Genomic DNA, 25754 nt, shown 5'->3' with positions numbered 1-25754 from the left:
CTTATTAAAAAACTCTAAAAAGTGTGTTATACTGCTGTTAGCGTTGTTGTGAACCGGCAATTTGGGGTTGCCGGGTACACCTGGTGAAGAGCTTGGGCGCCTGGCCTGACTAATGGACACACTTCAGGACAGGGAAAATGATTTTTAACGGGAGGCTACGGAGGAAAGCTATGGATAGAAAGAGAAGATTAGAGGATGATAGAGTAGACGACAGGACAAGAAGAAAGCACAAAAAGAAGTATCACCGCGGCAGACGGAAGAAGGCCAGCATTGGCGGAATTATCAGTACGATTATACTTATTGTTGCGGTCTGCGTATTTTGCTATTCGGCGTTTCAACTGGTCCAGATACAAAGCGGCTACAAAAAGGGAGAAAATGAATATGATGAGATAGAAGAAAAAGCGGTCAGCATTGATACGGAGGAGGATAGATACCGGGTGGATTTCGATACGCTTCGGGAGCTGAACCCGGATGTGGTGGCCTGGATTCGCTTCGATGAGCCATCGGTGATCAATTATCCGGTCGTGCAGGGCAAAGATAATGAAGAATATCTGCATAAGACGTTCAAGGGATATGATAATACGGTGGGGACTATTTTCGTAAATGTGGACAATCACCCGGATTTTAATGACAGGAATACAATTATTTACGGACATTATATGTACAACGGGACCATGTTCAATGATTTGGAGGACTACCTGGACAAGGAATTCTGGGAGAAATATCCGTGTTTTTATATCTACACGCCGGACGGAGCGGAAATCAAATATCATATTTACGCGGCAGGTGTGGTGAAGGATACTTCGGAAGGTTATACCTACCAGTTTGCAGATGATGCGGCATTTCAGTCGTTTCTTGACACGACGAAGGCATCGGGAGATTATGATACCGGAGTGGAGCTGGACCTAAGTTCGCAGGTAGTGACGCTTTCCACATGTACAAAGTCGAATAATAATGATCGTATGGTCATCCATGCGGTAAAGACAGGGGTCAGACAGTAGCATTAGAGAAGAAAGAGAAAGAGGAGTCCGGGATATGGCAATGGATACGAAATTCGAAGTGGGAGATATTATTAAAATGAAAAAGCCTCACCCCTGCGGCAGCCAGGAATGGGAGATTCTGCGGGTCGGTGCGGATTTCCGTCTGAAATGCATGGGCTGCGCGCACCAGGTCATGGTGCCAAGGCGCCTCGTAGAAAAAAATACCAGGGAAATCCGTAAAAAGGCTTGATTTGGTCTTGAAATTATGATAAGATACCAAATTGTGATATACTATTTATTCCTTGTTCCCGGCAGGACCGGGGGCCAGAGACCATAAGGAGGTGCAAAGACATGAGCAAGTATGAATTAGCAGTTGTTGTCAGCGCAAAACTCGAAGACGACGCCAGAGCAGAGGTTATCGAAAAGGTGAAAGCACTTGTAACACGTTTCGGCGGTAACATCACTGACGTTGATGAGTGGGGTAAGAAGAGATTAGCTTACGAGATTCAGAAGATGAAAGAGGCTTATTACTACTTCGTACACTTCGAATCTGATACAACCGCACCGGGCGAGATCGAGCAGAGAATTCGTATCATGGACGGTGTGATCAGATATTTATGCGTGAAACAGGAAGCTTAGAAAGAGGCAACGTATGAATAAAGTGATTTTAATGGGACGTTTGACAAGAGATCCTGAAGTAAGATATTCACAGGGCGAGAACGCACTCGCTATTGCAAGATATACATTGGCAGTAGACCGCAGATTCAAGCGCGACGGAGAACAGACCGCAGATTTTATCAACTGCGTTGTGTTTGGAAAGAGCGCGGAGTTCACAGAACGCTATTTCCGTCAGGGAATGCGCGTGACCATCAGCGGAAGAATCCAGACTGGAAGCTATACCAACAGGGACGGCGTGAAGGTTTACACGACTGAGGTCGTAGTGGAGGAGCAGGAGTTCGCAGAGAGCAAGAATGCAAGTAATGCAGGCGGTGGACTGTCTTATGGAGGACCGAGTTATGGCAATCAGCCATATCAGTCAGCCCCGGCTCCGGCACCTATGGCAGACGCAGGTGACGGATTTATGAACATTCCGGATGGAATTGACGAAGAGTTACCGTTTAACTAAACTGAAAGCACTTAGTGGACTTAAGCGCAGTGAAAGGAGATGTTACCATGGCATTCGAAAAGGGAAACAGACCGGATTCTCCGATGAAGAGAAGAGGCGGACGCAGAAGAAAAAAAGTTTGCGTGTTCTGTGGAAAAGAGAACAACGAGATCGATTATAAAGATGTAGCAAAATTAAAGAAATATGTTTCTGAGAGAGGAAAGATCCTTCCGAGAAGAATCACAGGAAACTGTGCAAAGCATCAGAGAGCTCTTACTGTAGCGATCAAGAGAGCAAGACATATTGCTTTAATGCCGTACGTACAGGACTAATTAAGAGACAAAGACCGATTTTGCGGGACAGAGGTTCCCGTAGAATTGGTCTTTCTTTTCTTGACGGAAGTGGTTGTGTCTTATATACTGTATTCAGGCAGAGTAATAAGGCTGCTGGTGTTTCAGAAACGAGAGGCAAAGCAGATCAATAGTGGGAAGAGGTGGTATGTTATGACGAAACCCGTTTTAGTAATCATGGCGGCAGGTATGGGAAGCCGTTATGGCGGATTGAAGCAGATTGACCCGATAGATGCCCAAGGGCATATTATCATGGATTTTTCTATCTATGATGCAAAGCGGGCTGGATTTGAAAAAGTAGTTTTCATCATTAAAGAGGAAAATGAGGAGGCATTCCGGGAGGCAATCGGGAACCGGGTCGCAGAGCAGATGGAAGTGGCTTATGTGTTCCAGGACGTAAATAACGTTCCGGAGGGCTGTGTGGTGCCGGAAGGACGTGTAAAACCGTGGGGAACGGCACATGCGGTTTTAAGTGCGATCGAGGAAGTGGATGGACCGTTTGCTGTAATCAATGCAGATGACTATTATGGAAAAGATGCATTTAAGCAAATTTATGATTACCTTTCCACACACGAGGACGATGAGAAGTATCGGTATACTATGGTAGGTTACCGTCTGGAGAATACGGTTACGGATCATGGTTATGTATCCAGGGGACTTTGTGATACCAATGAGATGGGCGAACTTGTTGCCATTCATGAACGGACCAGAATTGAGAAGCGGGATGGTGGCATCGCATATACCGAGGATGACGGCGCAACTTGGGTTCCGGTAGCAGCGGATACCCTGGTATCTATGAATATGTGGGGCTTTACGCGCAGTATTCTGGAGGAGATCCAGGCAGGCTTTCCGGCGTTCCTGAAGAAGGGACTTGCGGAAAATCCGATGAAATGCGAGTATTACCTTCCGGCAGTAGTCAGTACCCTGCTGGGCGAAGGACGGGCAACGGTCGCAGTGCTTCCCTGTGCAGATAAATGGTATGGCGTGACTTATAAAGAGGATAAACCCGTAGTCGTTGAGGCTATTAAGCGTATGAAGGAAGAAGGTCTGTATCCGGAGAAGCTTTGGGAATAAGAAATGAAAGATAGTCAGCAAAAGACAGGTATTTGACCTGTCTTTTGTTAAATGGTTTTACTAAATCATGAAAATAATTTAGTAAAAATAATTTAAAAATTTAGTAAATTATGTCTTCCCTATTTGGAAAAAGTGTGTTATGATGATTACAGGTAAAAAAGAGTCAGCTATTGAAGGAGGAAAATAATCATGGCAATTTTAGTTACAGGCGGTGCCGGATTTATCGGCAGTCACACATGTGTAGAACTTTTAGATGCAGGGTATGACGTGGTTGTAGTTGACAATCTCTGTAATGCTTCTGAGGAAGCACTTAAGAGAGTAGAAAAGATTACCGGAAAAACGGTTACATTCTACCAGGAGGACATTCGGGATATCGAAGCGCTGAATCGGATTTTTGAGAAAGAGAGTATCGATTCGGTTATCCATTTTGCAGGACTGAAGGCAGTCGGGGAATCAGTTGCAAAACCGCTTGAGTATTACCAGAACAATATTGCCGGAACGATTACGCTGTGCGACGCGATGCGCAATCATGGCGTGAAGAACATTATTTTCAGCTCTTCCGCAACGGTCTATGGAGATCCGGCGTTCATTCCGATTACGGAAGAGTGCCCGAAGGGAACCTGCACCAATCCTTATGGCTGGACCAAATGGATGCTGGAGCAGATTCTTACAGACCTGCATACCGCAGATCCGGAGTGGAACGTGGTGCTCCTTCGTTACTTTAACCCGATCGGCGCACATAAGAGCGGACTGATGGGAGAGGATCCGAAGGGAATTCCGAACAATCTGGTTCCTTACATTGCACAGGTTGCAATCGGGAAGAGAGAAGCACTTGGTGTATTTGGAAATGACTATGATACGCATGACGGCACCGGAGTGCGCGACTACATTCATGTAGTAGACCTGGCAATCGGCCATGTAAAGGCATTGAAGAAGATAGAGGAAAAAGCTGGTGTATGTGTTTACAATCTGGGCACAGGGGTAGGATATTCCGTTCTTGATGTATTACATGCGTTTGAGAAGGCATGTGGAAAAGAGCTTCCGTATGAAATCAAGCCGAGAAGAGCGGGCGATATTGCGACCTGTTATTCTGATGCGAAGAAGGCAAAAGAGGAGCTTGGATGGGTAGCTGAGCGGGGAATCGCAGAGATGTGCGAGGATTCCTGGAGATGGCAGAACCAGAATCCGGATGGATATAACACTAAATAGTCAGAATTGTAGCGAATTCTTTGTGGAACTGTGAATAATTCGAAAAATTAACAGAACAATAGAATGCTCGTCGGTGAGAAAAATTCGCCGATGAGCATTTTCACTTTTCTAAACGGAAAAAGAGTGGTATACTGTAAAAAGTAACTGCGATAAGCAATGAGGGTTAGTTAAATGAAGAAAGAAGTAAAGCTAAAAGGCCAACTGAGATTGTATATGCAATGGCCCGCCATCATGACGGTACTTTTGGTGTTGATGACGGTCTGGATCTTTAAGACGGATAAGCGGGCCGGAGCGATCATGGCGGTATTCGTGCTGATTTATGCAGTGATCGTAGGGAGTCTGTATTTTTATAATAAGTCTCTGATCCTGGCGGATATGGTCGAATTTGCAGCCCAGTATGGCATTGTGCAGAATACGTTGCTCAAGGAGTTGACGGTGCCGTATGCGATTCTGATGGCAGACGGGAAGATTCTCTGGACGAACGACCAGTTTCAGGAGATTCTGGGCGAGAAGATGCGTAAGGATTCGTATCTGAGCAGATATATGCCGGAACTGAACCGAAGCATGTTCCCGAAGGAGGAAGGACAAACTGTAAGTCTGGAGCTTAGCTATCGTGACAAGGATTATCAGGCGGAGGTACAGTGCGTTTCCGTGGAAGGATTCAGCGAGGCGGAGAAGCTCCTTAAGCTGCCCGAAGAGAGGGAGTATTTTATTGCGGTTCATTTGCAGGACGTGACGCAGCTCAATCACTATATACGGGAGAATGAGGACCAGCGTCTTGTGGCGGGACTGGTCTATATAGATAATTATGATGAAGTCATGGAAAGTGTCGAGGAGGTGCGCCAGTCGCTTCTTGTGGCGCTGATTGACAGGAAGATTAACCAGTATGTGGCCAACCTTGCCGGAATCGCCAAAAAGCTGGAAAAGGATAAATACTTTATCGCCGTGAAGAAGGTGGGGTTCCGAAAGATGGAGGAGGATCGTTTTTCACTTCTTGAGGAAGTAAAGAATGTGAATATTGGTAATCAGGTACCGGCAACGCTCAGTATTGGTCTGGGACTGAGTTCGGATACCTATACCGCGGGTTATAACTATGCCCGTGTGGCGATTGACCTTGCACTTGCCCGGGGAGGCGACCAGGCGGTAATAAAGGATTGCAAAGGCATTACTTATTACGGTGGAAAACGTGAGCAGACTTCCAAGAACACCCGCGTGAAAGCGCGTGTCAAGGCAGAAGCGCTCCGAGAGTTTATCATGGCTAAAGAGCGGATCATTGTCATGGGACATAAGATGGCAGATGCAGATTCGATGGGAGCAGCGGTCGGTATTTATTGTGCGGCCTCGGCGTTAGAGAAGAAGGTCAATATTGTATTGAATGAAGTGACGCCCAGCCTTCGTCCGCTGTATGAGGCATTTAAGAACAGTGCCGTATGTCCGGAGGACCTGTTTGTGAATTCCAGAGAGGCGGAAGAGCTTGCAGATGATAGCTGTATGGTCGTGGTAGTGGATACCAATAAGCCGAAGATGACAGAGTGTGAGCGGCTTTTGCGGGTGACGAAGACGATTGCCGTTCTGGATCACCACAGGCAGAGCGATGAAGTGATCGAGAACGCGGTACTTTCCTATATTGAGCCTTATGCTTCTTCGGCGTGTGAGATGGTCGCAGAAGTGCTTCAGTATATTGTGGAGGATCTGAAACTGAATGTGATGGAGGCGAACAGTCTCTATGCCGGAATCATGGTGGATACGAACAACTTTACCATGCGGACGGGTGTGCGTACCTTTGAGGCAGCGGCTTACCTTAGAAGATGTGGTGCGGACATTACTTATGTCCGTAAGCTCCTTCGTGACGATCCGGCATCTTACCGCGCAAAGGCGACCCTGGTAAGTAATTCCGAGGTATACCGGAAGGTCTATGCGATTGCGAAGGGCGGGAATTTAGGAATTGAGAGTCCTACGATCGTGGGAGCCCAGGCAGCCAATGAGTTGCTGAGTATTGAGGGAATCAAGGCCTCTTTTGCACTGACCGAATATAATAATAAGATTTATGTCAGCGCGCGTTCGATCGATGAGGTGAACGTGCAGATCATCATGGAGCGTCTGGGTGGTGGCGGACATATCAATATGGCCGGAGCACAGTTTGAATTTACGGACATTAACAGAGCCGTGGCGATTTTGAAAGAAACAATTGATACTATGATAGAAAAGGGAGATATTTAGATGAAGGTAATTTTATTGCAGGATGTAAAGAGCTTAGGTAAAAAAGGTGAGATTGTATCGGTAAACGACGGATATGCAAGGAATTTTATTCTGCCGAAGAAGCTGGGAGTGGAAGCGAATAGCAAGAATATGAATGATCTGAAGTTACAGAAGCAGAACCAGGAGAAGGTGGCACAGGAGAGCCTGGATGCGGCAAAGGATCTGGCTGCGAAGCTGGAGCAGGGAAAGGTTGAGCTTAAGATCAAGACAGGAGAAGGCGGAAGGACCTTCGGATCTGTTTCTTCCAAGGAGATTGCTCAGGCAGTGAAGGATCAGATGGGATATGATGTGGATAAGAAGAAGATTCAGATCAAAGAGGCCATCAAGACTCCGGGAATGCATCTGGTTCCGGTGAAGCTGCATACAAAAGTAACGGCTGAACTTAAGGTTCATGTAGGAGAGGCTTAGGAGGAGCATTTAGATGGATGAGGCACTCATAAAACGGGTACCGCCCCACAGCATAGAAGCTGAGCAGTCGGTGGTCGGCGCCATGCTGATGGATAAAGATGCGATTACAACCGCCTCCGAGATTATCTGCGGAGGCGATTTTTATCAAACGGCGTATGGCGTTGTCTTTGATTCGGTGGTAGAACTTTTTAACGAAGGAAAACCGGTGGATCTGATTACGTTGCAGAATCGTCTGCGTGAGAAGGCGGTGCCGGAAGAAATCAGCGATCTGGAATTTGCGAGAGATTTGCTGACGGTAGTTCCTACTTCAGCAAATGTAAAATATTATGCGGAGATCGTGGCTGAAAAAGCGACTCTGCGTAAGATGATCAAGATGAATGAGGAATTGGCAAATGCCTGCTATCTGGCCAATGAACCGGTGGAGGCAATCGTGGAACGCGCGGAGAAGCAGGTGTTTGAATTAGTGCAGAACCGGGGAAGCGGGGATTTTGTGCCGATCAAGCAGGTAGTGCTGAATGCGCTTGAGAAGATCGAGAAAGCCTCCAAGAGTAAGGGGACTGTAACGGGAATTCCCACAGGGTTCATTGATCTGGATTATAAGATGTCAGGACTTCAGCCATCAGACCTGATTCTTGTGGCGGCCCGCCCTTCCATGGGGAAAACGGCGTTTGTCCTGAATATAGCACAGCATGTGGCGTTCAAGCAGAATCGGACGGTGGCAATCTTCAGTCTGGAGATGTCAAAAGAGCAGTTGGTGAATCGTTTGTTCTCGCTGGAGTCCTATGTGGACGCCCAGCTCCTCAGAACGGGAAATCTGAAGGATTCTGACTGGGAGAAGCTGATTGAAGGCGCGGGAACGATCGGACGGTCAAACCTGATCATTGATGACGTCCCGGGTATTTCGGTTTCCGAGATGAGATCGAAGTGCAGGAAATATAAGATGGAATATAATCTGGAACTCATCATTATCGACTACCTTCAGCTTATGAGCGGTAGTGTAGGCGGAAGAAATGAGTCCAGACAGCAGGAGATTTCTGAGATATCGAGATCTCTTAAGGCACTGGCGAGGGAACTGCATGTTCCGGTGATTGCATTGTCCCAGCTCAGCCGGGCGGTAGAACAAAGGCCGGATCACCGGCCGATGCTTTCAGACCTGCGTGAGTCCGGGGCAATTGAGCAGGATGCCGATGTAGTCATGTTTATTTATCGTGATGATTATTATAATAAAGATACTGAGCATGTAAATGAGGCGGAGATTATTATTGCCAAGCAGAGGAACGGTCCGATTGGGACGGTGACGCTGACCTGGCTTCCGCAGTATACGAAGTTTGCCAATGCGCAGAGAGGGGAAGGGTAAAAGTTAAATACTGCCTGTCCTCAGAACAAAATGGGTAGTGAATCTGTTAATGAAAAAGTTTATGACGTTTTATGTGAATTTTTTTTTCGTAAAACGTCATAAACTTTTTTGTGTGATTAAGGAAATGTAGCAAAAAAGTGGATTCTTAGGGGCATGCATGATTATGCCTTAATTCTACCGCTTGGCGGACTATATTGGCCACTTACTGAAAAACTATTTACAGAAAGAATGCGATGTGGTTAGATAAGCCTATGCAGGGAAGCAAATACGAATAATCGGTGTAAAGGCGGGAAAAAGATGAAAAAAACGGTGCGAAGTATTGTTTTAAAGAATAAATTGTGGCTGAGTATAGCGGTTGTGTCCATAATAGGCGTCTCAGCTTCGGAGGTGGCGAAAGCTTATATCATTCAATATATTTTGGATGTAATCAAACAGCCTGAAGCAGACGACGACGTTTACCTACGATAAGCTTCACCGCCTGACCGGAAGCGTGGATGCAAAGGGCGGAGCAAGCTCTTACACCTACGATATCCGGGATAATCTTACCAGCGAGACGAACGCACTGGGACAGACCAGCACCTATACTTATGATGTGGCGGGACGCATGACGGAGATGAAAGACCCGTTAGGGCAGGCAACTACGCTGCTCTATGATCCGGTGGGCAATCTGACGGAAGCGACAGCTCCCGGCGGCAGAAAGACCAGCTTTGGCTATGACAGTAATTATAATCTGACAGGTGTAACGGACCCGATGGGTTATGTAACCTCCTATGAATACGATAAGAGCAATCGGCTGTCCGGCATAACAGACCCGTTTGGCCAGAAGGAAAGCTATCAGTACGACAAGGACGGAAGAGTTACAAAAGAAACGGATAAAGCAGGAAAGAGCACGGCATATGCCTATGATCCCCACGGGAATGTGAAGATGATTACCGACAAGACCGGGCTTAACACGCATTTCACTTATGACGCCAATGATAATCTGAAGAGCGTAACGGATGCGGCGGGCGGAAAAACGACATACGGGTATGATTCCATGAACTGGCTGACCTCTTATACCAGTGCGCTTGGAAAGGTGACCAAATACACCTACGACCTGGAAGGCAATCTGACATCGCGCAAGGATGCGTCCGGCCGTGTGGAGAACATGCGGTACGACGAGGCAGGAAGGCTTGTCAGCCACATTTCTGCGGGCGGCAAAAAGACGGCGTATGATTACGATGAACTGAACAGCCTGGTGAAGAAATCCTACGAGGATGCCAAAGGAAAGAAGACGGAAGCGGATGTTCTGTCTGGCTATGATGCGATGGGACAGCGGATATCCATGAAGGATGCGATTGGAGATGCAGCTTACGAATATGACGCGCTGGGCAGGATCACAAAGGCAACCGACAGCGCCGGCCAGACTGTGACTTACGCCTACGATGAAAGCGGGAACCTGCAGGAGATCGGCTATCCTGACGGAAGCAAAGTCCTTTATGCGTATGATCTGAATGACAACCTGATCAAAGTGACGGACCGGCAGGGCAGCGTCACAGAGTACCGGTACGATGCATTGAACCGCATGGTACAGACTCTGCGCCCCAACGAACTGGTGACCGATGTGGCCTATGATGCGATGGATCATATCACAAAGCTGGTGACATACTGCAAAGGCTGTGATGAAGTCATTTCCACCTACGAGTATACTTACAATGAGCAGGGATTTATCACCGGAGAAACTACGACGGAATCTCTTGCAGGCTATACCTATGATGACAAGCATGACAGGAAGCACGAAGACGGGAAGCATGACAGCAAGTATCCGCACGGCAACAAGCACAATGGGAAGCATGACAAGGACGGAGAAGGAAAAATCCGGGTAGTGACTACGACCCGAAGTTATACCTATGATGAGAACTGGCAGTTGACAAAGTGTACGGAGAAGGAGGAAAATAAAGGTACAACGACCTATGAGTACCAGTACGATGCCGACGGGAACCGGACACGCTATATCAAGACTACAGCGGGCAAGACAGTAGAGTCCGTTACGTATAAGTATAATGACGCTAACCAGCTCATCTCCAGAACAGATGACAAGGCGAAGAAGAACAGGACTACGACCTATCAGTATGATAAGGACGGCAATCTGGTTTCTGAAAGCTCCGGAAAGAAGAACACGATCACCTATGAGTATACCGCGGAGAACCGCCTGAAAGCCGTGTCCACCTCAAAGGAGGTCCTGCTGGCAGCTCTCTATGATGGCGATGGCAACAAACTGTTCCAGATGGATTACGTGGAAGATAGCAAGGAGACACAAAAAGGAAGTGTGCTGATTCCGGAGAGTGCAAAGACCGAGAAAGGAAACAGCCCGGCAGAACAGCTTGCAGCTCTTGTTCCGAAAAAAAGGCAGGAACGGAACTATACCATCACCCAGTATGTGAACGATGTCAACCGGGAGAATGCGGAAGTCCTGATGGAACTTAAGGTGGACGGAACGACGAAAGCGGCGTACACCTACGGGGAGCAGAGACTCGGCAAAGATACGGCGGGTGGAGCATTCTATTATCTGTACGACGGACAGGGAAGCGTGGCAGGACTTACGTCCTCTGATGGCACCATGAAGAACAGCTATCGGTATGACCCATATGGAGCGCTCACCTTTGGAGAGCCGGATGGCATCAACTACTATGGCTACAATGGAGAATCCACGAATACGAACACGGGCCTGCAGTATCTGCGGGCAAGGTATTATGATCCGGAGAATGGGAACTTCACCAGTGAGGACAGCTGGGCGGGCTATCTGGATCTGCCGCTGAGCCGGAACCGCTATGCCTATACGATGAACAATCCGGTGAATTATACGGACCCGTCAGGGCACCGCGTGCCGACGCCGTCGGCTGCAGGAAGCAGTAGAACGACAACGCGGCAGGCAACAAACGGGGGGCCGACTGCGGGAGGAATGACAAAACCGGCGGGCAGTACAAAGGGCGGCAAGGTTTCAGCACCTAAAACCAATACGGCGAGCATCGTAAGGAATGTAGTGACCAAAAATCAGACAACGAAACGAATGTACTCACGAATGTCGATTACGGGAGGGCCATCAACAGGCGGACCGCAGAGCAATGGAAGAAATAACCAGAGTACATACACTTCATATCAAAACTACATTGCACAGTCCAAAGCAAGAACACAGCGTCTTGTCAAGCGGGAACTGTGTACTCCGGATACAGAGAGAATTAGCGATGGAAATATCAAAGTTGCACGTGGATTGTCAGTAGCAGCGGCAGGAACTTCCATAGTTTTTGCAGTGGTTGCGAGTGGAGGCACAATGCTTGTTCCCATTTTGATTGGAGCAACAATGGCTGTTATCGGAGCTGCTGATGCGACAGAGGGTGGACTTGATATATGGTATGGAAGGACAAATCCGAGCAAAGAATCGTCAAATTTGGTAAAAGAATATGCATTTAATGGAAATGATGATTGGTATGAGGCGACAATAAATGCATTAATGGCGACAACGTTATGGTCAGGGACATATGTAAATGGTCTTAATCCGGATAGAAGTGGTCCGGTTAGTAATTTGAGTGATAGGGCTCAGGTAGGAACGCTCGAGGGAAATTCTGAGGCGGCATCTCATAAAACCTTGATTAGGGGAGATGAATGGTACAGGTATTTTCAAGATACTTATGGCGCAGAGAATGTCAAATGGGAAGCAAATTCTTTTGAAGAAATTGTAAGACATCCCACAAGCCTTAATGGCTATACCGCAGATGAGGTTGCCGATATACTTGGATCTGGTTGGACTAAGAGTACATATGGCAGTAACGGAAGTGGGTGGAAATTTATAGAAGATGCTCACCCAGATAATATGGTATTTTATCATGGAGGTGGTGGCATACACGAAGGTTCATATTATGGATTTTCATCAGGCAAATATGGTACAGTTAAAGTTGTAGACACTAATACATATGTGCCTTTACCCGGTGATAAGGCATATATAATTTATAGTGAGGATCATTGATAATGGACAAATATAAAAAAGTTAAAAAGGATAGATACCAAAGTTTTTTGTTTACGCTAAAACAGTGCGGAAAATTTCTTGTGAATGCTACAAATGAAGAAATAGAAAGACACATTTTTGAAGAATTCGATATTTTAGCGAGAACTTATTTGAGTGATGAACTTTTGGAAATGTTCTTGGAGGAAGGATGGATTGATGATAGTATTTTGGAAAAATGCAAACTTTTAAGAGATTTATTTATTGATATTCAGCCACATTACCCAGAGCTGTGGAATGTTTATTCGGTTCGAAAGGAAAGAAAATGGGAAAAAATTTTAAATTTGGCAGATGAAATAAAAGCTCTTTTATATTATTAGGTTTAGGGGTACATTGCCCGGCTTTGCCTGGTGATGTATTCTGGCCGGGGTGGTATCAGCATATCAGCCTTTAGCCTGCACACACTTCGATTCTGTAAAATTTGCTACTTTATCCAGAAATTTTTCTTTTTCAAGCACGGGCGTTTAGAGAAAGTATTTTAGCTAAAAACCGGAAATGAATAGTATGAGTATTTTAATGATAAATATGGGAAGGGAAATGTAACTTGGAAACCACCCTCTTTTGATGATATTTTACAAAATCCAGGAAGGCTATATGGATCTACTCAAGAGGAAATAGCTAGCATTCTTGGGGAAGGCATGATGGAGCATACTATGGGTTTTCAACAGGTACTACAGGAAAAGTAAAGATTGTAGGAGAGGATTATGTTCCTTTACCAGGTGACAAAGCTACTGTTATTTATTTTAAAGGTGATTGATATGGATAAAATTACAGTGGGTAAATTATTTGAATTATATTTGGATACTTTAGAAATGTGCAGCGAAGGTACAAAACTATTATCAGATGAGCTAATAGCATCTAGGATATTTGAAGAATTTGTGGTTGGTGTAACTTCTTTTTTGGCATCTGTTAGTTTAGATCGTTTGCTAAATCACGGTCTAATTGATGAGCAAATTTATAAGGATAGTGAACATCTTAGAACTCTTACATTGGGATTGGATGGGACGGCTCAATGGAATATTATATCTTTTAGAAATTCAGAGTCATGGGATGAAATTATTAAATTATCCGATGAAATTAAAAATATTTTGAATAATAAGTGGTCTAAACAGGAAATATTAGAAATTTATCAGATGTAAAATATTTTGTTCATTGATTTGCCCGGTTTTGCTGGACGACAGATAGGGACAGGGTGGCATAAAACCACCCTGCCTTGAATTAATACACATTTCGCTACAAGCATATTTTACCTGAGGGTATATGTATAATCAGTTTGAAAATTGTCGCAAATAGATGTTACTGGCCGGAAATAAATTTTAAAATCAAGACTAAGACGTGCAGGACCGTAGAGTCTGTTACGTATAAGTATAATGACGCGAACCAGTTCATCTCCAGAACAGATGACAAGGCGAAGAAGAACAAGACCATCTATGGTATAACCCATATGAAGCGCTCACCTTTGGAGAGCCGGATGGAATCAACTACTATGGCTACAATGGAGAATCCACGAATACGAACACGGGCCTGCAGTATCTGCGGGCAAGGTATTATGATCCGGAGAATGGGAACTTCACCAGTGAGGACAGCTGGGCAGGCTATCTGGATCTGCCGCTGAGCCGGAACCGCTATGCCTATACGATGAACAATCCGGTGAATTATACGGACCCGTCAGGGCACCGTGTGCCGACGCCATCACCTGCAGGAAGCAGGAGTACGACAACGCGGCGGGCGACAAATGGGGGGCCAACTGCGGGAGGAAATGCGCCAAATAGAACCAGTAAGGTGTCGGCTGCGAAAACCAATACAGCGAGCATCGTAAGGAATGTAGTGACCAAAAATCAGACAACGAAACGAATGTACTCACGAATGTCGACTACGGGAGGGCCATCAACAGGCGGACCGCAGAGCAATGGGAGAAATAACCAGAGCACATACACTTCATATCAAAACTACATTGCACAGGCCAAAGCAAGAACACAGCGTCTTGTCAAGCGGGAACTTTGTACTCCGGATACAGAAAAAGTTGACCTGGAGCGGAGCTTGAGTGGCGGGGCACAATTTTGCCGGGGAGCAATAGTAGGCATGGCAGGGACGGCTCTTGCCGCTGCTGTAGTTTTAAGTGGTGGTGCTCTACTACCGTTTTTTGTAGGCTCTTCTATGGCATTGATTGGTGCTTCTGATATAACAGAGGGCGGATTTGATATATGGTATGGATTAACAGACCCAAGTAATGACTTACTGAATTTGGTGAAAGAATATTTATTTGGCGGTGATGAAGGACTGTATAATACGACCGCATACGCGTTGATGCTGACAGCACCATGGATAGTATTATTTGCCGAAATGATAAATCCCAGTAAGGGTAATAATACAACCAATATAAGTGAAAAGGCAAAGTGGAAAAATGAAGAAGCTACGGTACTTGGGTATGGAGAACAGCTAAAGATATCTGACCAAAGGATGTATCAGCTGGGAAAGCATTTTAACAAGCATGGTAGAAGTATGGGATTTGGAAGCAAAAAAGAATATGATGCAGGCGCGAGAGCGTTTATTGAAGAAAACAAGGGAACTGCTGAAATATTTGAAGGTATATGGAATTCTAATAGAGGGGATCAAGGGCGTCAGACGCAAGTTATAATCAGAGCGGGAGGAAAACAGGCAATAATCAATAAATCAACAGGTCAGATTATTGATTTTTATGAAGGAACTAGTTTAAATGGTTTTATTAATATAAGGAAGGTGCAGTAGATGAAAATTCAAGATGGTCCAATAATTCCAGGTGTTAGAATTGGCAATATTAGGCTTGGGATTGACAAAGAAGAACTTCTGAGAGCCGCTGGTGAGGATTATCAGGAGGAATTTCTAGAAATGGGTTCAATAATTAAAGTTGAAAATGCAAGATTTTGGATTGCGAGCGATGGGAAAGTAGATCAAATTGGTGTAGAGGGGGATTTTGAAGGAAAGTATAAAGGTGTTATAGGTCTGGGATCAACATTAAAAGATGTAAAAGGTTTAGTAGGAAATTATGTAGAGGTATATGATACTTATGAAATGGAGGTAGATAAGGGAATCTGTTTTGAATTAGAGGATGTAGATGAATGGGAGGAATGGGATGAATTAAGGGCACCCATTGATCATATTTATGTATTTAGAGTATAGTTAGAGTGAAGGGTTTCACATAATTTTGTAGGACATCATTCAATCTTAGTGTAGTATACAGATTACAAAGCGAAGAAGAGCAAAACTACGACCTACCAGTATGATAGGAAAGGCAGCAAGCTGTTCCAGATGGATTACGTGGAAGATGGGAGGAAGAAACAAAAATGCAGCGTTCTGATCCCGGAGAGTGCAAAGACCGGGAAAGGAGACAGCCCGGTAGAACAGCTTGCAGCTCTTGTTCCGAAAAAAAGGCAGGAACGGAACTATACCATCACCCAGTATGTGAACGATGTCAACCGGGAGAATGCGGAAGTCCTGATGGAACTGAAGGTGGACGGAAAGATGAAAGCAGCGTACACCTACGGGGAGCAGAGACTCGGCAAAGATACGGCGGACAGAGCGTTCTACTATCTGCATGACGGCCAGGGAAACGTGGCAGGACTTACGGATTCCGGCGGCACCATGAAGAACAGCTATCGGTATGACCCATATGGAGCGCTCACTTTTGGCGAGCCGGATGGAATCAGCTACTATGGCTACAATGGAGAATCCACGAATACGAACACGGGCCTGCAGTATCTGCGGGCGAGGTATTATGATCCGGAGAATGGGAACTTCACCAGTGAGGACAGCTGGGCGGGCTATCTGGATCTGCCGCTGAGCCGGAACCGCTATGCCTATACGATGAACAATCCGGTGAACTATACGGACCCGTCAGGGCACCGTGTGCCGATGCCATCACCTAAAACCAATACGGCGAGGATCGTAAGGAATGTAGTGACCAAAAATCAGACAACGAAACGAATGTACTCACGAATGTCGACTACGGGAGGGCCATCAACAGGCGGACCGCAGAGCAATGGAAGAAATAACCAGAGCACATACACTGCATATCAAAACTACATTGCACAGTCCAAAGCAAGAACACAGCGTCTTGTCAAGCGGGAACTGTGTACTCCGGATACAGAGAGAATTAGCGATGGAAATATCAAAGTTGCGCGTGGATTGTCAGTAGCAGCGGCAGGAACTTCCATAGTTTTTGCAGTGGTTGCGAGTGGAGGCACAATACTTGTTCCCATTTTGATTGGGGCAACAATGGCTGTTATCGGAGCTGCTGATGCGACAGAGGTTGGACGCTATATGACAAGAACACCACAAAATGGAGGAATGCAATCACAGATGGATTTGGCATTAAATCCAGATTGGGGAAATACTGCCACACAAGTAACAGAAGTAATAGTGCCAAAGGGAACGACGATTTATGAAGGTACAGCTGCACCACAAGTCATAAATGGTGGAGCTGGAATGTTAATGGGTGGTGGAAATCAAGTATATATTCCGGAGGTAGATGCTTTATGGTTTGTAAATTAGATTGCGATTGTGATGAAAGAATAGAAATAAATATTACTTCCATCAAGGAGTTAGAGAAGGTCAAAGAGTTTTTTTCCCAACAGATAAAGCAAGGAATATTTGTAGAAGAAATTCCTCAAAAGCCTTATTATGTGTGGAAAGAGAGAGATAGAGTTAAAGAGTGGTTTGCAACTAAATGGTATAGATGTTTAAAATGTGGCTGTCTTTGGGAGGTTAATTATCCTGATTTTCCAGCAAAAGGATTTATAAGGAAGTTTTCAGACGGTATTTACAAGGAGCAAGGATATTAATTTTATTCGCTTGCAAAGGGGGGATAATTACCAAATATCACCCAACTTTGCTGGCGATATCCCACAGCGAAAGAAATGAGATGTCGTTCGGCATTTAAACTGTATACATCTGCTTTTGCTGACATGCGTGCGGTAGAGTTTATACGCAAAGTATTTTAATGGGAGGGGGCTAGAAAATATTATAATATAGACGGGAAATTGCCACAAATAGATGCTAATGGGCAACAAATAAACTATAAAGAATTTGATGTGAATAATAAATTGCCTGGTATGGGAAGAGATACAGAACGTTTTATTGTCGGTTCGGATGGTTCAATTTATTATACGGATAGCCACTATGGAGCAAGCAAAAATCCTACAGATTTACCAAGCTTTGTGAAAATAAAAGGAGGAGATAAGTAGTGAATAAGATAGAATTTGTTACCGAGGGCGAATTAGAGTATATTAGGAAACTAAAGAATGAGAGTGGTGATATCTTTGAGGTAGAAATTGATGGTGCACAGATAGCAAATCGACAAGATTATTTATCATTCATGTCGAAAGAGTTAAAGTTTCCAATCTTCTCGGAAGGATTTGATAGTTACAATGATTGGATGTGTGATCTTGAATGGATTGAACAAGATTGTATTATGCTGATTTTTAAAAACGTTGACCAGTTTTTAAAAAGAGATTACCATGCAAAAGAAATTATTTTTTCTAATCTTTGCATTTCAATTTTACCTTATTGGAAGGCTGATGTGATTAAGAATTGTGTGGGTGGAGCACCAAGAAATTTTGTGGTGTATATAGTAATTTAGTCCTTCCACGAATATGCAGTTCAGTATCTGCGGGCAAGGTATTATAATCCGGAGCATGGTGACTTTACCAGTGAGGACAGCTGGGTTTTCGGATGTTAGAAAACCACCTTCAGATTGGATTAATTGAACTGGGTGGAGAAGGAGTTATTACAGGATATGTTAAATGATGGAGGCGCAATAGATAATACTTTATTGAATGAATTTATTGATTATGTAGAAAAGCAGATGGAGCAAACAAATAAACAAGGATAGGTAGTGTGGAATGAGGCCCGGGTGGGCTTTTTTTATTGCGCAAAATGTTGGTGGTGATAATGAGGGATTTTGGAAATAAATAGTATGGTGTTTGGGAAATTGGGGAGTATATTTTATAGGGAAGTGGTGGTTAGGGATTTGTGAAAGAGTGAGAACGGTATGGGTGTGAGTGAGTATGGAAATAATGAAAACGGTCAAAAACAATCAAATAAATTCAAAATTGTGCAAATGTTACGAAAAATAGGGTGTATATTTGTGAATTAGTTTGATTGACTTTGAACGAATTTGGAATTATAATATGGGTATAAAGTCAAAGACGAGCAAAAAGATGAATGAAGGAGGAAGGGATATGATTTATACGGTAACGTTTAATCCGTCGCTGGATTATATTGTGTCCGTGAATGATTTTAAGCTGGGGCTTACGAATCGGACGGATTCGGAGCTTTTGCTTCCCGGAGGGAAGGGGATCAATGTTTCTACGGTTCTTATGAATCTTGGGATCGAGAGTACGGCACTTGGATTTGTGGCTGGATTTACCGGGGATGAAGTGGTAAGGCGGCTGGAAGAGATGGGAGTGCAGAGTGGATTTATCCGGATTGAGGATGGATTTACGAGAATTAACTTAAAGCTTAAGTCGATTGACGGGACGGAGATCAACGGGCAGGGACCGGTGATCGGTGAGGAGAAGGTGCAGATGCTGATGGCTCAGCTTGACAGGCTGGGGGAGGGAGATGTGCTGTTTCTGTCGGGAAGTATCCCGGCATCGATGCCAGATGATGCTTATCAGAAAATTATGGAACGGCTCGAAGGAAAGAAAATACAGATCGTGGTAGATGCCACGAGGGAGCTGCTTATGAATGTGCTTCCGTATCGGCCATTTTTGATCAAACCGAATAATCACGAGTTGGGTGAGATCTTTGATGTGGAATTGAGAAGCCGGGAGGAGGTCGTACCTTACGGGAGAAAGCTTCAGGAGATGGGCACGCAGAATGTGTTGATTTCCATGGCCGGTGAGGGCGCGGTTTTGATCGCGGCAGACGGAAAGGTCTATGATGCACCTGCACCGAAGGGGAAATTGGTGAATGGTGTGGGGGCCGGTGATTCCATGGTAGCTGGATTTATGGCAGGTTGGCTTAAGAAGCAGGATTATGAATATGCTTTCCATATGGGAGTGGCTGCGGGAAGCGCCAGTGCATTCTCAGAGAATCTTGCCACGAAAGAGGAGATACAGACGGTGTATGAACAGGTCACAGGAATGGCCAGAGCCTGATTTTATAGAAAATGTGATTTAAAAATTTCCTGAATAAAGCAAATAGATTTGAAAGGGAAATTTTTTAATAAGGTTCCACGTAAAATGATTGAAAAAGGAGGAGCAACAATGAGGATTACAGATTTGCTGGACGTAAGAAGCATTTCTCTTACCGGAGCACCAAAGAGTAAGAAAGAGGCGCTTGATGCGATCATCGAGTTGATGGCAAAAAGCGGGAAGATCAATGATGTTGAAGGTTATCGTAAGCAGGTGTATGCGAGAGAAGAAGAAAGTACCACGGGCATTGGAGAAGGGATTGCGATTCCTCATGGAAAATGTGATGCGGTCACAAGGCCGGGTCTTGCAGCGATGGTGGTAAAAGATGGTGTGGAATTCGAGTCTCTGGACGGCGAGCCGGTGACGCTCATGTTTTTGATCGCAGCGCCGAATACCAAAGACAACGTGCATCTGGACGTACTCAGTAAATTGTCCATGATGTTGATGGACGAAGAATTTACGGCAAGTCTTCGCGGAGCATCTTCTCCGGAAGAGTTTTTGGAGATCATCGATAAAGCCGATGAGGAGAAGAAAAGTGTAGATGAGCGTCTGGCTGATATGGGAGAAGCGCAGGCAGATCAGGTGAAGATCCTTGCAGTGACCTCCTGCCCGACAGGAATTGCACATACCTATATGGCCGCAGAAGGAATTGAGAAGGCCGCAAAGGCGAAGAATTGTTTCGTAAAGGTAGAGACCAGAGGTTCCGGCGGCGCGAAGAATGTTCTTACCGATAAAGAGATTGCAGAGGCTGACTGCATTATCGTAGCGGCAGATGCGCAGGTACCGATGGAACGTTTTGACGGGAAAAAGGTGATCGAGCGTCAGGTGTCCGATGGAATTAACAAGGCAGATGAGCTGATCGCGTTGGCTATTTCCGGAGATGTACCGGTATACCATAGTGCAAATGCATCTGCAAAACCGGCAGCACAGGGCAAATCCAGTGGCGGTGTGGGACATCAGCTTTACACACAGCTCATGAATGGCGTCTCTCATATGCTTCCGTTCGTGGTAGGCGGTGGTATTCTGATCGCGATCGCATTCCTGATTGATGGACTTTTGGTGGATATGAATGCACTTTCCGCAGCAGAGAGAGCAAACTTTGGTACGATCACACCGGTTGCAGCCTTGTTCAAAAACATCGGCGGCGTGGCATTTGGGTTTATGCTCCCGGTACTGGCAGGATTCATCGCGATGGCAATCGGAGACAGGCCGGCGCTGGCAGTTGGATTTGTAGGCGGTATGATGGCAGCAAGTGGAAGTTCCGGATTTCTCGGAGCGTTGGTAGCAGGTTTTGCGGCTGGCTACATTATCATAGGACTCCGGAAAGTGTGCGATAAGCTGCCCCAGGCGATTGAGAAGATCGCACCGGTACTCATTTACCCGGTAGTGGGAATTCTGGTGATTGGACTTTTGATGACGTTTGTGGTAGAACCGATCATGGGCGGAATTAATACGGCAATGAACAACGGTCTTACCAGCATGGGCGGTTCCAGCAAGATCATTCTCGGTCTGATTCTTGGCGGTATGATGGCCATTGATATGGGCGGCCCGTTCAACAAGGCAGCTTACGTGTTTGGTACCGCGGCAATCGCGGCAGGCAATTACGATATTATGGCAGCAGTTATGATTGGCGGTATGACGCCTCCGTGTGCGATCGCACTGGCAACTCTGCTGTTCAAGAATAAATTTACAAAAGAAGAAAGAGAATCCGGACCGACTAACTTTATTATGGGACTCGCATTTATTACAGAAGGAGCCATCCCGTTTGCAGCGGCAGATCCGCTTCATGTACTCCCGGCCTGCATCATCGGATCAGGCGTGGCAGGCGCATTATCCATGGCATTTGGCTGTACACTGATGGCACCTCACGGCGGAATCTTCGTAGTACCGGTCATGGGAAATGCACTGATGTATCTTCTTGCGCTGGTTATCGGCACCGTGGTTTCTGCGGTACTTCTGGGAGTGTTAAAGAAAAAAGTGGAGTAGTTATACAATTCTGTCAAAATGACAAAATGACTTATTAAAAACGGTGCTTGAATGTTTTAAGTATGGTAAAATGTGAACAAAAGTTTATAAAAGATTAAAAAATAATAAGAAAATGGAGGAAATTATCATGAAAGAATTTAAGTATGTGATCACAGACCCGGAAGGAATCCATGCACGTCCGGCAGGAATGTTAGTAAAGGCAGTTAAGGAATTTGCCTGCGATATTAAGATCGCAAAGGGTGGAAAGGCAATGAATTGCAAGGCGATTTTCGGCGTGATGGGACTGGCTGCAAAAAAGGGCGACGAAGTAACTCTGACTTTTGACGGCGCAGACGAGGATGCAGCTTACGAGGCAATCAGCAAATTTATGCAGGAGAATTTGTAAGCCGCATAGGGCCAAAGCGTGTAGGAATCAGCAGGCATGACAATAGGAGAATGTAAGATGAACACATATTATGGAAAGAGTGTTTTTGGCGGGATTGCCATTGGCAGGATCAGTGTTTACAAAAAAGGGGAACAGCAGGTAAAACGTGTGAAAATCATGGACGCAGACGCAGAGATGAAGCGTTATCAGGCAGCGAAGATGGTGGCGATGGAGCAGCTTCAGGGGTTATACGATAAAGCGCTTAAGGAAGTAGGCGAAGCCAATGCGGCAATTTTTGAAGTACATCAGATGATGCTGGACGACGATGATTACAATGATTCGATTGAAAATATTGTTCGCAGCCAGGAGGTCAATGTAGAGTACGCAGTTGCCACGACCGGTGATAACTTTGCACAGATGTTTGCCGCGATGGACGATGATTATATGAGGGAACGGGCAGCCGATGTGAAAGATATCTCTGAAAGACTTCTGAATGTCCTTGACGGCAAGGCAGGGGCAGCGGCTGATACCAGTGAACCGGCGATTATTGTAGCGGACGATCTGGCGCCGTCGGAGACGGTACAGCTTGACAAGGATATGGTGTTGTCTTTTGTGACTGTTCACGGTTCCTTAAATTCACACACCGCCATTCTGGCCAGGACCATGGCGATTCCGGCACTCATAGGGACTTCGCTTTCGCTGGATGAGGATATCGACGGGAAGTTGGGAATTGTCGACGGAGGAAAGGGAGTTTTCTATGTAGACCCGGACGAGGAGACGCTTGCGGATATGAAGAAGCGGCAGATGGAGGAACAGGAGAAAAAGGAATTACTCCAGACCTTGAAGGGGAAGGAAAATGTTACGCTTGACGGTCAAAAAGTGATGTTGTATGCTAACATTGGAAACATCAAAGACCTGGCGACGGTTCTTAAAAATGACGCGGGAGGAATCGGACTTTTCCGAAGTGAATTCATTTATCTGGAAAAGGATCACTATCCGACTGAGGAAGAACAGTTTCAGATTTATAAGCAGGTAGCGGAGACGATGGCGGGAAAGAGAGTCATCATTCGTACATTGGATATTGGAGCTGATAAGCAGTGCGACTATTTTGAATTGGAGCATGAGGAGAATCCGGCTCTGGGATATCGCGCGATCCGAATCTGCCTGACGCGCCCGGAGGTGTTCAGAACACAGCTTCGCGCCTTATTCAGAGCCAGTGTCTTTGGAAAAATAGCAATTATGTATCCGATGATTACCAGCATGAAGGAGATTAAGAGAATTCAGGAAGTGGTATCTTCTGTGAAGGAAGAACTTACGGAACAGGGAATCGCTTTTGGAGAGCCGGAACAGGGAATCATGATCGAGACTCCGGCGGCTGCCTTAATGAGTGACGAGCTTGCGAAGGAAGTGGATTTCTTCAGTATCGGGACGAATGATCTGACCCAGTATACACTGGCGATCGATCGTCAGAATACGAAACTGGATGAGTTCTACGATCCGCATCACCCGGCGATTCTCCGTATGATTTCCATGGTGGTGGAGAATGCGCACAAGGCAGGAATCTGGGCGGGAATCTGCGGTGAACTTGGAGCAGATATGAGCCTTACCAGGGAGTTTCTTGCCATGGGAGTCGATGAACTTTCTGTTTCACCGGGCAGTGTTCTTCCAATCCGCAAGATCGTGCTGGAAACCAACGTGGAAGAGTATAAGGCGGGAAAATAAATGTTAACAGAGCAGCGACATGAGATGATTTTAAAACTTCTTAGTGAAAGGGGAAGTATTACCGTGACGGAGGTGAAGGAGATCCTTAACACCTCCGAATCCACGGTACGCCGGGACATTACGGCTTTGGATAAGGAAGGGAAGCTGGTGAAGGTCTTCGGCGGGGCGGTTGCGAAGGAGAGCCGGGTGACGGCGCACGAGTATACAGTCGCTCAGAAGAGCGATCTGAACCGGGAGGAGAAGCGCAGGATTGCCCGTTATGCCGCAGCTCTTATTGAGCCGGAGGATTTTGTCTACCTGGATGCAGGGACGACCACGGCGCATATGTTGGATTATATAGAGGAAAAAAGTGCCACTTTTGTGACAAATGCAGTCTCTCATGCCCAGAGGTTGGTTACCCGGGGAATGAAGGTGCTGCTGGTAGGCGGAGAACTGAAGGGTTCGACGGAGGCAGTGGTCGGGAATCAGGCTATGCGGACACTTCGGGAGTATCATTTTACCAAAGGGTTCTTTGGGACGAATGGTGTGACAAAGAAAAGCGGGTGTACCACCCCCGATGCAAATGAGGCGATGGTGAAGAGAACTGCGATGGAACAGTGCAAGGAATGCTTTGTGCTTTGCGACAGCTCTAAGTTCGGTCAGATCAGTTCGGTGACGTTTGCAGGATTTCAGGGGACGAGGATCATTACGGAGAAGATGGTCGTGGGGTATGAAGAGTGTGAGAATGTGGTAGTGGTGGAATAAGTGTTGTAGGGCGTCCGGTGCGCATACATTCCCTTGCGCCGACCTGATGAGCTACAAGACGGGAGATGTGAGGTATAAGACGGGAAATGGTGGGCTTGCAAGGCAGCGGATAGCGAGTTTAAAAAGAGACAGGCACCGTGGGGGCTTGTCTCTTTTTGCGGTTGCTGAGCATAAAGTGTTGGGCTTGTCTGCGCAGCATGGTTGAGTGAAGAGGGTGATATTAGGGAGGGCTAATACCAAGGCCTTATGTAAATGTGTGTGTTTAGTTTTCCCCGAAAATGCGGCGCAGGTAGCGGGCGGGGGTGGGGCGGGAGGCTTCTTTGCGGGAGGCCTGCTGCTGGCGGATCAGGTGGTCCAGTTTGCGGTAGCGGTCTTCTTCCTGGCGTTCTTTGGCCTGGAGGAGGAAGTCCATGTCTTTGGTCACTTTTTCGGTGATGCTTTTGAAGATGTTTTCTTCCAGGATTTTGTTGTTGTTCTGTATGGTTTCCTGTATGACTTCGCCGAAGAGGGAGCGGATATGCTCCAGGTCGGGGGAAGTGTTCAGGACTTCTATCTGGTCGGAAACGGAGGCTTCCGATGGAAATTCTGAGGTGTTTGATGATGCGGGAGTGTTTTGGTGAGGATTTGTCTGGGGCAGAGAGGAAGTGTGGGATTTGGTCCTGAGTAGTCTTTTGGCCCGGAGAATGTCCGGGATCACTTCCTTTATTTCTTTAAGCTGCATACCCTGTTCTTTTAGTTCTTTGATACAGCAAAATAGCTGTATATCTTCTTCCGTATAGTAACGATGTCCCATTTCGGTGCGGCCGATAGGAAGATCCAGTTCTTCCTCCCAGTAGCGAAGAACGTGAGATTCTACACCTACCTGTTTGGCGCTTTCCGATATCATGTAATGAACGTCGCCCATACGAGATACCCCCTTATTTAGATTTCTTAACCTTTTTGAATATGTATCAGGTTGTTTAACAAGTTTATTTTAACACAA

24 protein-coding genes and 2 pseudogenes are annotated in these 25754 nt (G+C 45.9%); 25 read left to right on the top strand and 1 reads right to left on the bottom strand.

What is annotated here, in order from left to right; translation table 11 throughout:
• Nucleotides 1-170 precede the first annotated feature (170 nt).
• From srtB to ABXS75_18435, 25 genes and pseudogenes are all read left to right on the top strand, one after another.
• Nucleotides 171-1001: a class B sortase gene (gene srtB / locus ABXS75_18555; GenBank protein XCP84998.1), complete on the top strand. Its 831-nt coding sequence runs from the start codon at nt 171-173 to the stop codon at nt 999-1001.
• Nucleotides 1002-1041: 40 nt separating this feature from the next.
• Entirely contained in the window at nt 1042-1230 is a 189-nt protein-coding gene (locus tag ABXS75_18550; GenBank protein XCP87197.1) for a DUF951 domain-containing protein, read from the top strand.
• A 101-nt stretch (nt 1231-1331) separates the two neighbouring features.
• Nucleotides 1332-1619: a 30S ribosomal protein S6 gene (gene rpsF / locus ABXS75_18545; protein ID XCP84997.1), complete on the top strand. Its 288-nt coding sequence runs from the start codon at nt 1332-1334 to the stop codon at nt 1617-1619.
• Nucleotides 1620-1632: 13 nt separating this feature from the next.
• A complete protein-coding gene (gene ssb / locus ABXS75_18540; GenBank protein ID XCP84996.1) occupies nt 1633-2106 on the top strand; it encodes a single-stranded DNA-binding protein in 474 nt (157 codons plus the stop codon).
• 47 nt (nt 2107-2153) lie between these two features.
• The gene (gene rpsR / locus ABXS75_18535; GenBank protein ID XCP84995.1) at nt 2154-2417 is read left to right on the top strand and encodes a 30S ribosomal protein S18; all 264 of its coding nucleotides are present in this window, start codon (nt 2154-2156) and stop codon (nt 2415-2417) included.
• Nucleotides 2418-2588: 171 nt separating this feature from the next.
• Nucleotides 2589-3509 (top strand): sugar phosphate nucleotidyltransferase, encoded by a 921-nt coding sequence (locus ABXS75_18530; protein ID XCP87196.1) that lies wholly within the window; start codon nt 2589-2591, stop codon nt 3507-3509.
• A 189-nt stretch (nt 3510-3698) separates the two neighbouring features.
• A complete protein-coding gene (gene galE / locus ABXS75_18525) occupies nt 3699-4718 on the top strand; it encodes a UDP-glucose 4-epimerase GalE (GenBank protein XCP84994.1) in 1020 nt (339 codons plus the stop codon).
• Between the two features lie 171 nt (nt 4719-4889).
• Complete coding sequence (locus ABXS75_18520) at nt 4890-6938, top strand: DHH family phosphoesterase (GenBank protein XCP84993.1); 2049 nt, start codon at nt 4890-4892, stop codon at nt 6936-6938.
• Nucleotides 6939-7385: a 50S ribosomal protein L9 gene (rplI, locus tag ABXS75_18515; protein ID XCP84992.1), complete on the top strand. Its 447-nt coding sequence runs from the start codon at nt 6939-6941 to the stop codon at nt 7383-7385. It abuts the gene before it with no gap.
• A 13-nt stretch (nt 7386-7398) separates the two neighbouring features.
• Entirely contained in the window at nt 7399-8742 is a 1344-nt protein-coding gene (gene dnaB, locus ABXS75_18510; GenBank protein ID XCP84991.1) for a replicative DNA helicase, read from the top strand.
• A gap of 436 nt (nt 8743-9178) precedes the next feature.
• Nucleotides 9179-12745 (top strand): RHS repeat-associated core domain-containing protein, encoded by a 3567-nt coding sequence (locus ABXS75_18505; GenBank protein ID XCP87195.1) that lies wholly within the window; start codon nt 9179-9181, stop codon nt 12743-12745.
• A gap of 2 nt (nt 12746-12747) precedes the next feature.
• Nucleotides 12748-13101 (top strand): hypothetical protein, encoded by a 354-nt coding sequence (locus tag ABXS75_18500; GenBank protein ID XCP84990.1) that lies wholly within the window; start codon nt 12748-12750, stop codon nt 13099-13101.
• Nucleotides 13102-13539: 438 nt separating this feature from the next.
• The gene (locus tag ABXS75_18495; protein ID XCP84989.1) at nt 13540-13920 is read left to right on the top strand and encodes a hypothetical protein; all 381 of its coding nucleotides are present in this window, start codon (nt 13540-13542) and stop codon (nt 13918-13920) included.
• 337 nt (nt 13921-14257) lie between these two features.
• Nucleotides 14258-14446 (top strand): annotated as a pseudogene (locus ABXS75_18490) (RHS repeat-associated core domain-containing protein).
• 417 nt (nt 14447-14863) lie between these two features.
• Nucleotides 14864-15529: a hypothetical protein gene (locus tag ABXS75_18485; protein ID XCP84988.1), complete on the top strand. Its 666-nt coding sequence runs from the start codon at nt 14864-14866 to the stop codon at nt 15527-15529.
• A complete protein-coding gene (locus tag ABXS75_18480; GenBank protein ID XCP84987.1) occupies nt 15530-15940 on the top strand; it encodes a hypothetical protein in 411 nt (136 codons plus the stop codon).
• A gap of 129 nt (nt 15941-16069) precedes the next feature.
• On the top strand, nt 16070-17311 hold the full coding sequence (locus tag ABXS75_18475) for an RHS repeat-associated core domain-containing protein (GenBank protein XCP84986.1): 1242 nt from the start codon (nt 16070-16072) through the stop codon (nt 17309-17311).
• Nucleotides 17296-17601: a hypothetical protein gene (locus ABXS75_18470; GenBank protein XCP84985.1), complete on the top strand. Its 306-nt coding sequence runs from the start codon at nt 17296-17298 to the stop codon at nt 17599-17601. The genes ABXS75_18475 and ABXS75_18470 overlap by 16 nt, the downstream gene beginning before the upstream one ends.
• A gap of 177 nt (nt 17602-17778) precedes the next feature.
• A pseudogene (locus tag ABXS75_18465) lies at nt 17779-18003 on the top strand (ribonuclease domain-containing protein).
• Complete coding sequence (locus ABXS75_18460; GenBank protein XCP84984.1) at nt 18003-18398, top strand: barstar family protein; 396 nt, start codon at nt 18003-18005, stop codon at nt 18396-18398. Before ABXS75_18465 ends, ABXS75_18460 begins: the two are co-directional and overlap by 1 nt.
• A 601-nt stretch (nt 18399-18999) precedes the next feature.
• Nucleotides 19000-19920 carry a 1-phosphofructokinase gene (gene pfkB, locus ABXS75_18455; protein ID XCP84983.1) on the top strand — a complete coding sequence of 307 codons (921 nt, stop codon included), beginning with the start codon at nt 19000-19002 and terminating at the stop codon, nt 19918-19920.
• A gap of 108 nt (nt 19921-20028) precedes the next feature.
• On the top strand, nt 20029-21942 hold the full coding sequence (locus ABXS75_18450; GenBank protein XCP84982.1) for a fructose-specific PTS transporter subunit EIIC: 1914 nt from the start codon (nt 20029-20031) through the stop codon (nt 21940-21942).
• 127 nt (nt 21943-22069) lie between these two features.
• Nucleotides 22070-22327: an HPr family phosphocarrier protein gene (locus ABXS75_18445; GenBank protein ID XCP84981.1), complete on the top strand. Its 258-nt coding sequence runs from the start codon at nt 22070-22072 to the stop codon at nt 22325-22327.
• A 57-nt stretch (nt 22328-22384) separates the two neighbouring features.
• Complete coding sequence (ptsP, locus tag ABXS75_18440; GenBank protein XCP84980.1) at nt 22385-24028, top strand: phosphoenolpyruvate--protein phosphotransferase; 1644 nt, start codon at nt 22385-22387, stop codon at nt 24026-24028.
• Nucleotides 24029-24772 (top strand): DeoR/GlpR family DNA-binding transcription regulator, encoded by a 744-nt coding sequence (locus ABXS75_18435; protein XCP84979.1) that lies wholly within the window; start codon nt 24029-24031, stop codon nt 24770-24772.
• A gap of 262 nt (nt 24773-25034) precedes the next feature.
• On the opposite strand, the gene ABXS75_18430 is transcribed toward ABXS75_18435, so the two are convergent.
• Nucleotides 25035-25676 (bottom strand): MerR family transcriptional regulator, encoded by a 642-nt coding sequence (locus ABXS75_18430; GenBank protein XCP84978.1) that lies wholly within the window; start codon nt 25674-25676, stop codon nt 25035-25037.
• Between the last annotated feature and the right edge of the window lie 78 nt (nt 25677-25754).

This window comes from Roseburia hominis, assembly GCA_040702975.1.
GTDB lineage: Bacteria > Bacillota > Clostridia > Lachnospirales > Lachnospiraceae > Allocoprococcus > Allocoprococcus hominis_A.
Note: the sequence above shows the minus strand (reverse complement) of the source record. Positions and strands in the feature narration are given on the sequence as shown.